This window comes from bacterium (assembly GCA_018814885.1).
Lineage (GTDB): Bacteria > Krumholzibacteriota > Krumholzibacteriia > LZORAL124-64-63 > LZORAL124-64-63 > JAHIYU01.
In genome coordinates this window covers 1-7113 of record JAHIYU010000145.1, presented here as the reverse complement: position 1 = coordinate 7113, position 7113 = coordinate 1, and the positions used below count along the sequence as shown (strand labels likewise).

8 protein-coding genes are annotated in these 7113 nt (G+C 69.4%); 6 read left to right on the top strand and 2 right to left on the bottom strand.

From position 1 onward, the window contains the following. Window positions 1-972: hypothetical protein (locus KJ554_11120; GenBank protein MBU0742887.1), on the top strand; the 972-nt coding region annotated here is incomplete at its 5' end. Window positions 973-1021: 49 nt separating this feature from the next. Here KJ554_11120 and KJ554_11115 read toward each other — a convergent pair. Next, the gene (locus KJ554_11115) at window positions 1022-1948 is read right to left on the bottom strand and encodes a GGDEF domain-containing response regulator (GenBank protein ID MBU0742886.1); all 927 of its coding nucleotides are present in this window, start codon (window positions 1946-1948) and stop codon (window positions 1022-1024) included. 246 nt (window positions 1949-2194) lie between these two features. Between KJ554_11115 and KJ554_11110 the strand changes: the two genes are divergently transcribed. The 5 genes from KJ554_11110 to KJ554_11090 all read left to right on the top strand — a co-directional run bounded on the left by KJ554_11110 (window position 2195) and on the right by KJ554_11090 (window position 6738). Then, window positions 2195-4234: a hypothetical protein gene (locus KJ554_11110; protein MBU0742885.1), complete on the top strand. Its 2040-nt coding sequence runs from the start codon at window positions 2195-2197 to the stop codon at window positions 4232-4234. Window positions 4235-4468: 234 nt separating this feature from the next. Continuing rightward, complete coding sequence (locus KJ554_11105) at window positions 4469-5041, top strand: sigma-70 family RNA polymerase sigma factor (GenBank protein ID MBU0742884.1); 573 nt, start codon at window positions 4469-4471, stop codon at window positions 5039-5041. Continuing rightward, on the top strand, window positions 5031-5501 hold the full coding sequence (locus tag KJ554_11100; GenBank protein ID MBU0742883.1) for a zf-HC2 domain-containing protein: 471 nt from the start codon (window positions 5031-5033) through the stop codon (window positions 5499-5501). Before KJ554_11105 ends, KJ554_11100 begins: the two co-directional genes overlap by 11 nt. 11 nt (window positions 5502-5512) lie before the next feature. Next, the gene (locus KJ554_11095) at window positions 5513-6277 is read left to right on the top strand and encodes a hypothetical protein (protein ID MBU0742882.1); all 765 of its coding nucleotides are present in this window, start codon (window positions 5513-5515) and stop codon (window positions 6275-6277) included. Window positions 6278-6294: 17 nt separating this feature from the next. Then, window positions 6295-6738: a hypothetical protein gene (locus tag KJ554_11090; protein MBU0742881.1), complete on the top strand. Its 444-nt coding sequence runs from the start codon at window positions 6295-6297 to the stop codon at window positions 6736-6738. Between the two features lie 107 nt (window positions 6739-6845). Here the strand turns inward: KJ554_11090 and KJ554_11085 are convergent. Continuing rightward, on the bottom strand, window positions 6846-7113 hold a 268-nt coding region (locus KJ554_11085; GenBank protein MBU0742880.1), incomplete at its 5' end, for a DJ-1/PfpI family protein.

The window sequence follows — 7113 nt, the reverse complement described above, 5'->3', positions numbered from 1 at the left end:
GTCCGACGGCGCCGGTTGGCCTACCTGGCGGCGGCGCTCGCCCCGTCCCTGACCCTGCTCGCGACGTGGTGGCTCGGCGGCCGGGGCGCCGCCGGCACGCTCCGCCTGCCGCTGGACTTCAAGCTCGAATACCTGCTGCGCACGCCTGTCATGCTGCTGGAGAATCCCGACAACGGCGCGCTGTACCTCGCTGCCGGCCTGGCGCTGGCCCTCGTCGCGACCACGCTCGTGACGGCGCGGCGAAAGGCGTCCGCCGCGGCCGGGGCCGCCCCCGGCGGCGACGGGAACGGACGCGCCACCCGGTTCCGTCCGGCCTGGCTGGCGGCCGCGGTCTTTCTGGCCGCCTATCTGGCGGCGCCGTTCGCCGACGGCGCCACCGTCTGGCTCGACCTGCGGATCGCCCCGTTCTTCTGGGCCGCCCTGTTCCTGGCGACCGGCGCCGCGATGACCCGGGGCCGGAGCGGCAGGATCCTCGTGGTCGCCCTCTGCGCCGTCTCCGCGCTGGGCGTTTTGCGGATGCACCGGGCGTTCGACCGGGAGATCGCGCCGCTCTTCGACCTGATCGAGGAGATGGCGGAGGACCGGCGGGTACTGCCCATCCTGTGCGACCCGCGCAGCGAGGTGATCGAACCCTTCTACGTCCGCGACGGGGTCATCCCCTTCAGCAGCCCCTACGCGCACTTCGGCTCCTACTACCACGTCCGCAAGGGCGGCGTGAGCCCGTGGATGACCTTCTACGCAGGGCTCGACTGGATCCCGCTCGGCCTGAAGGACCCCCTGTACCGCCGGGCCTTCGGGATCGACGGGCCCTTCGCGCCCCGTCGCGTGCTCGAGACCGTGCCCGGGGTCCGCGACCGCTTCGACTACGTGCTGGTCAGGGGCGGCGACGCGGCCGAGCTGCGCTACCTCGCCCGCTTCGCCGCGCTCAGGTCGCAGGTGGGCGCGTTCACGCTCTTCGAAATGATGCGTTGAGGGGATGTCCCCGGCGGCGGGCCGATCTCGTCTGCGGCGGCGTTCTGGCTTAGGCCGTCACCGGTTCGCGGTCGCACAGGCGCCAGGTGCCGCGGCCGGCGTCCTTGGCCCTGTAGAGGGCCAGGTCGGCGTTCTTTAGCAGGTCGCTGTAGGTGGTCCCGTCCTCGGGAAAGACGGCGACGCCGACGCTGGTGGTCGTCGTGATGTCGTGGGCGGACAGTCGATAGATCTCGGACAGGGACGAGATGATCTCCGCGACGAGGGCCTTGACCTCGTCCCAGGGACGGTCGTTCTGCCCCACGACGACGAATTCGTCGCCGCCGAGCCGGGCCGCGAAGTCCCCGTGCTCCACGCAGAGCTGCAGCCTCTGCGCCACCCTCTGCAGCAGCTCGTCGCCGACGGGATGGCCCAGCGTGTCGTTCACGTTCTTGAAGTGGTCGAGGTCGAGCAGCATCAGGGCGAACGAGGAGTCGGCTGCCGCTGCGGCGTCGATGCGCTCGACGAGCAGGTTGTTGAACTGGGCGCGGTTGGGCAGTTCGGTGAGCTGGTCGAAGTAGGCCAGCCGTTGCAGCTTGTGCTCGTTGTCCTTGCGCTCCAGGGCGTAGCGTATGGACCGTTCCAGCAGCGAGGGATTGAGATGGCGCTTGACCAGATAATCGGCCAGCCCGGCGTCCTGGGCCGCCAGGTCCACTCCGCGATCCTCGTGTTCGGCGATCATGATGATCGGCGGCAGGAAGGGGTCGCCCTGGTCGAGGGTCTCGACAAGATCGAAACCCGTGGTCCCGCCCACCTGGTCGTTGAGCAGGACGATGTCGTAGGTGTCGTCCGCCAGGGACCGGCACGCCTCGTCGACCGTGCCCACCTGTTCCACGACGAACTGGATGTCCCGGCAACCAGCCAGGATTCGTTGAATCCGGGTCGCGTCCTCGTCCCGATCCTCGACCAGCAGCACGCACAGATAATCTACGTCGCTCATGCCCGCTCCCTGTCCCGGCGTCATCCGCCCCCCCGACGTCGTGACATATGATGTAACTCGCAGTACGCCTTTACTATTCATCGGCAGCGACGCCTCCCGGTTTAACGACAATCGCGCCTCCTTTTGCCATGAGGTATTGCGTATGATATAATTATTGCTTCACGCCAGATTCGTCCGGCCTTTTCACTTCTCATGTGGGCCCGGGGGCCCCCGCCACCCCCCAACCCGAACCCGAGGAAGTGCCCGATGGGTATCCGACGTTCTACGTTCGCGCCGGCCGTGAGAGCGGCCGCCGTGTACGCCGCCGTCTTCCTGCTCGCGACCGCCGCGCCCGCCCAAGCGCCGCTGGACCTCGGCGACTGGACCCTGGAACAGGAGAGCTCGACCCAGACCTTCACGATCCCCGCGGGCACGTTCGTCGAGCCCGGCGGCTACGTGATCATCTGTCGCGACCAGGACCAGACCTCCTTCGAGAGCTACTACGGCGTGACGCTGGGCTCCAACGTGGTCTTCCTGCGCTCGAGCAACTCGGCGCCCATGATCAACGGCGACGAGACCTACGAGCTGCGCAACGGCGGCGGCGCCACCGTGGACGGGCCCACCGACGCCGTCACCACCACCAGGCGCTCCTACCACCGCAACGCCCCCGAGACCCTGGCCTGGTCGGTCGTGAACGAGACGCCGTCGCCGGGCTCCGGCGTCGAGGCGCCCGACGGCGTGTTCTCGGGCATGGTGATCAGCGAGGTCACCGATCCCGACGACTACACCTACGAGTACGTGGAACTCTACTGCGACCAGGACACCGGCTCCGGCAACCTGGCGCCCCTGATCGGCGGCGTCGACCTGGCGCCGGCCAGCCCCCAGGCCGGCGACGACCTGACCGTCTCGGCCACCATCACCGACACCGACGGGACGGTGTCCGCGGCGCGGTGCTATTACCGGACCGACGGCGGCGCGTTCGCCTATCAGGCCATGGCCCATACCGGCGGCGGCGTCTACGAGACGGTCTTCCCCGACCAGCCCGGCAACGTCGACTTCGACTACTATGTCTGGGCCCGCGACGACGAGAGCGCCGAGTCCACGGCGCCGGCGGGGGCGCCCGCGAGCTTCTACACGGTCTGGATCCAGGGACCGGGCACTCCGGGCCGCGTCGTCCTCTTCGACCACATGCACGACCAGGACGCCGGCACCGGCGGCAACTGGCGCGTGGATGACAACCACCCGGATCCCTACCCCGCCGCACCGACCGGAGAGACGTCCTGGAACGGGCAGCTCTCGAGCTGGGGCTACGAGCTGTATTTGGCCGGCCACACGATCCGCAGCAACACCGCCTACTTCTCGGCGGCCCTGCTCGCCGACGTGGACATGGTGGTGATCGTCGAACCCCAGGACACCTTCAGCGCGGCCGAGATCGCGGCGCTCGGGCAGTGGGTCTACGACGGCGGCTCCCTGTTCGTGGTCGCCAACCACAACGCCAGCGACCGCAACGGCAACGGCTGGGACAGCCCGAGCATCTTCGGCGGGTATGCGGTGCCGCACATCACCGATCCCGTGGGCGCGGACTCCGAGACCTTCTGCGGCGCCCTGTTCTGCCTGCACTTCCACGTGAAGGACGAAGGCAACAACTCGATAACCGGCACCTTCACCAACGTGACCGGCGACCCCCAGAACCCCGTGATCCACGGCTCCTACGGCGACGTATCGGCTGTGATCTACCACGTGGGCGACGTGATGTCGCTGTGGCCGACCGCCAACCCCCACCTGAGCGACGTGGGCGCCCTGATCAGCAAGGACGAAGGCTCCCCCCACGTGGCCGCCTGGTCCCGCTACGGCGACGGCAAGATCGTGGGCTTCGGCGACTCGTCCAGCTGCGCCGACGGCACCGGCAGCGAGACGCACGAGGACAACTGGACCGAGGTCGGCAGCGACAACCGGGAGTTCTTCCTGAACGCGAGCGAGTGGCTGCTGGACAGCCCGGGCACCGGCATCGGCGACGGCGTGCCCCACACCCTCGGCCTGGAACTGCGCGCCCACCCCAACCCATTCAACCCGCGCACCTCCGTTTCCTTCGACCTGCCGCGCGACGCCCACGTCGAGGTGACCGTCCACGATCTACAGGGACGCACCCTGCGCACGCTGCACGGCGGCGTTCTGTCGGCCGGTCCGCACAGCCTGGTCTGGGGCGGCACCGACGACGCGGGACGGCCGCTGGCCAGCGGCGTGTACCTGGTGCGCGCCGCGGGAGCGGGACTGCTCAACTTCACGAAGGTCGTGCTCGCGAGGTAGACCCCTCGCCGAAGGACGTACGCCCCTCCCCCATATACACGGGCGTTTCTTCACGACGAACTTTCCGGATGGCCATGGAAACGTATAGGGCGCCCCACGAGACGTAGCGGGCCGGCTCGTGAAACGCCATATACGTCCCCTTCGACCATGCGATGAAATCCGCCATGAAGAAAACCCTTGCCCGGGCGTCTATAGGGGTGACGACGGTACACGGGGTGCTAACCTGGAGGCATGATGCTCACGCTGGCAGCGCAAGACCGGAGCAGGGAACGTATCTCGACCGAGGACGCCTTCGCGCGTCTGGTCGACCGCGACCTGGACCGCGTCTGGCGCTTCCTGCGCGCGCTGCTGCACGACGCCGACCTGGCCCGCGACATCGCGCACGAGACCTTCCTGCGCCTGCGCGGCGCCATGGCCGAGGGACGCGCACGGATCGACCGGGACGGCCTGCCGCACGCGGCTTACGTCTTCGCGGCGGCGCGCAACGCGGCCATGTCGCATCTGCGGCAGACGCGCACGCAGCGGCGCCGCATCGTGCCCCTGGACATGGGAGGACGGGACGTTCCCGACGCCCCCCCGCCAGACCGCGAGCTGGACCGCGCAGAGCTGCGGTCCGCCCTCGACGCCGCCCTGGCGACCCTCGACGAGACCCACCGCTCGGTCTTCCTGCTGTCGGAGATCGAGGGGCTGCGGTACGAGGAGATCGCCGAGGTCCTGGACATCCCGCCCGGCACCGTCGCCTCACGCAAACACCATGCGGCGCAACGTCTGCGCCGCGAACTGGAGAGGACCGGCCATGCGCTGTGAAGACCTGCGCGACAAGCTGACCGCCTACCTGGACGGAGAACTGCCAGAGACCGAGAGCGAGGGCTGCGACACCCATCTCGCCGCGTGCGAGAGCTGCGCGGACCTCGTCGCCGTACGGCGAAACGAACGGGATCGATGGCGCGCGGCGCTGCGCGAGACGGCGCCCGACGACCTGCGCCAGGAGATCCTCGACGGGAGTTCCCCCCGCAGGACGGTCCGCTTCGAGCGCAAGCATTCCGGGCGCAGGTCCCTGTGGACCGCCTGGGCGGCGGCCGCGGTGCTCGCGGTCATCGTGCTCGGGCAGGTGATCGCCAGGCTGGACGGATCGCGCCGTCCCGCCGGCGGCGCCGACGCCTTCTCCCGCCCCGGCGCCGTGGCCCTCGTCGTCGACGGGGAGATCCTGGGCGCCTTCACGGAGCTGGAGGAGGACGGGCTGGTTCTCGAAGGCGGTTTCCTGTAGGAGGGAAAGACATGCTGATCCGCAATACGGTGATGATCCTGATCCTGGCGGTCCTGGCGACCTGCTGCGCGGCGGCGGACACGGTCGAGGTGGAGTTGACCGACGGCCGCACCCTGACCGGCGTCCTGCGGCCTGTGACCGACGGCCTGTACCTGCTGCAGGCCGACGAGACCCTCTACGAACTGCGCGGCGACGAGATCGCGGCGGTCGACGGCCGCGCGGACGCATGGTCCGTCGGCAAGGCGAAACGGCTGATCCACACCAACTCGTACCGGCGCGTGCTGCCCGACGGCGACCTGGAGATCTGGCAGTCCATGAGCGTCGACAACGAGGGCAAGAAGCTGCTGACCTGGTTCAGCTGGGGCGCCGCGCCGCACGAGCTGTACATGTACGAGGACATGGTCGCCCTGGACGCTTACGGCAACCGCCTGGCGCACCGTCTCGAACCGCGCCGGGGCACCGACGTCCACGACGTCATCGTCGATTTCGCGGTGCCGGTGATGCCCGGCGAGAGCGTGGAGATCATGGTGCGCGCCGTGCGCCGGGGCGCCGCCCGGTTCGCCGACGGCGTCTGGACCTTCACCCACCACGGCGACTACGCGGAGGACCGCCTGCAGGAGCTGAAGGTTCAGCTGCCGGCCGGGGCCACGGTCCTGTCGGTCTCGCCGCCGGTGCGGGTCGTCGAGCACGGTGGCTCGCCCCTGGTGTTCTGGCGGCGCTATTATCCCAGGGGCGAGACGTATCCGCTGACCGTCACGTACGAACTGAAGCGATGAAGGAGGCGGGGCCGGACATGCGCCGCTACGGACCATCCCTGCTGCACGGACTGTTCCTGTGCCTGATGAACATGGGCGGTGTGCTCGTGGGATACGAGATCTGGGTCGCAACCGGTGCGCCAAACCAGGTCTCCGTCCAGGTTCCGACCGGCATCGTGTTGTCGACGGCGGGTTTCCTCGTCTGGGTCGCGCTCTCCGCCCGCATCACTAGCCTGACGCGCGGGCTCGCGGGCGCCCTTTCTCTGGCCGCAACGTTCATCTCCGCCCTGATCTGGGCGCCGGTCATCTTCGTCCCGCTGCATCACGGGGTGACTGGGTACTGGACGTCTCGCGGCAACATCGTCGCGTGCTGGTTCTTCCAGCTGCCGGCGAACGGAATCGCGCTTTTGACGCTGGTCGCCTGGCGACGACTACGATCGCCCGTCGCGAATGATCAACCCCGACCCGGCCGCGACGCCTAGACAGACGCGCGCCCCGGCGCAGGCCGGGGCGCGCGCTTTTCCCGGGATGACGACGCGTCGTCGCCGTCCCTTCCCGCGGGGGGGGGGGCGGCGCCGCGCTTCGTGCGCTATGCTTCCGGCGCCAGCATCTGCCGCGCGACCTCGCGCCGCTTGCCGTCGCCGTAGAGCACCCCGACCAGGGCCAGGGCGAACTCCAGGGCGGTGCCGGGCCCGCGGCTGGTGACCACCCCGCCGTCGACGACCACGCGCTCCTCGCTGGGCCGCGGCAGGGGGGCCATGAAGGAGGGATGCGCCGTGGCCCGGCGGCCTTCCAGCAGACCGTGCGCCGCGAGTACGCAGCCCGGCGCGGCGCAGATGGCCGCGTAGGGTCGGCCG